The sequence below is a fragment of the Clostridium sp. 1001271B_151109_B4 genome, assembly GCF_015670405.1.
Classification (GTDB): Bacteria; Bacillota; Clostridia; order Clostridiales; family Clostridiaceae; genus Clostridium.
This window is the reverse complement of record NZ_JADPBQ010000038.1, coordinates 6,455-7,891: the sequence shown is the minus strand read 5'-3', so window position 1 is coordinate 7,891 and position 1,437 is coordinate 6,455. Positions and strand designations below refer to the sequence as shown.

Below are 1,437 nucleotides of genomic sequence, written 5' to 3'. Positions count from 1 at the left end.
GGTGGATTTGGTGAAAATCAAAAAGTTATGTTAGCAAAGACAATAGCGGAAATACATGGGGTAACCACTCCAGATATTAATAAGTTAATTAATAGAAATATTACTAGACTTACTCAAAACGACCTTATTGATTTAAAAAATAGTCAGTCATCTAATGACCAACAATTATTAGAACTAGATTTTACTAATATGCAAATATCAAAATCTAATAATATATTCTTATTATCAGAAAGAGGTTATACAAAATTAGTTTCAATGATGGATAATACAAACGAAATTAAATGGCAAGTAATGGATAAGTTAATTGATGAATATTTTGCTATGAGGGCAATAATAAAATCAGATGAACAATTTACAAATTTTAAATCAACAAAAAACTATCAATTCAAGAGAAGTGGCGGAAATGATGGGAAGGAACATAAATATATTTTAAGAGATATAGAAGGAACAGAAAAAGTTAAAGGGATAATTCCAACTTTACTAGGTGCAAACTTGCCCCCAGCTAAATACTTCATAGAAAGCAGCTATAAAGATGGTAGTGGAAAAACAAATAAATGCTATGAAGTAACAAAAATGGGTTGTGAAGTTTTAGGAAAGTAAGATAATAGGAGGGGTTAAGCCCTTCTTATTTTTTTATAAAATACCCTTGTGGATTTGCTTAGGAGTGTACATTATATAATATAAGCGTAGTCGTTAGATGGCTACTCTTTACCTCTTTATTGAAGTTAAATGTAAGAAAAACTATTAACTTAAAATTGTTCTATACCTCTAATTTCTAATATTTTTTGTTAATTACATATCGACATTACTCAATAAACTTGTAAGGCTATGGCTTTACAAAAAAATTCCTCCATTCCTGGCTTGAGTTCGTTATTCTTCAACATTAAATTCTTCGCTTAATGCCAGGTATCTTTTTAATGCTGCTTTATTATGATTTATCATTTTTCCATTTCTCATAATAATCACCTCCAACAACTAAGGCAGCATTAAAAAGATAAGGATAGTTAAACCCTAGAATGGGTAATAAAATTATTTCTTTGTTATCTTCTGGAGAAGATAGGTTTTATTAGAAGCAGAAATGCTTCTATTTTTTTTACTAGAATAAAAGTCATTTAAAGACTTAAACAATAATAAATAAATTGAAGGGAGTTAATTATGATTAAATTAAATACTAAATACATCAAAAGTAAAATGATAGAAAAGTATAAACCGTATATATATCCAGGTAATAAACAACCAATCACATCAATTAAAGGTATGGCATCATGTGATTTAGGTGTATCAATAAGAACGATTGATAGATTTGTAAATGGTGGTAGATACTCAAAAGAATTATTAGAAAGATGTATCTATATTTTAGAACTAGATACACAAGAATTATTTATAGAAAATTAATTAAGAGTTATGGAGCAACAAAAGCTTTATAACTCTTTTTTT

2 protein-coding genes are annotated in these 1,437 nt (G+C 27.5%); both read left to right on the top strand.

Annotated elements, in window-relative coordinates:
• Window positions 1-600, top strand: a 600-nt coding sequence (locus I4V63_RS15730; protein WP_243280534.1) for an ORF6N domain-containing protein, incomplete at its 5' end; no start/stop codon positions are given.
• 555 nt (window positions 601-1,155) lie between these two features.
• Window positions 1,156-1,395 carry a hypothetical protein gene (locus I4V63_RS15190; protein ID WP_196002064.1) on the top strand — a complete coding sequence of 80 codons (240 nt, stop codon included), beginning with the start codon at window positions 1,156-1,158 and terminating at the stop codon, window positions 1,393-1,395.
• The last annotated feature ends 42 nt before the right edge of the window (window positions 1,396-1,437 follow it).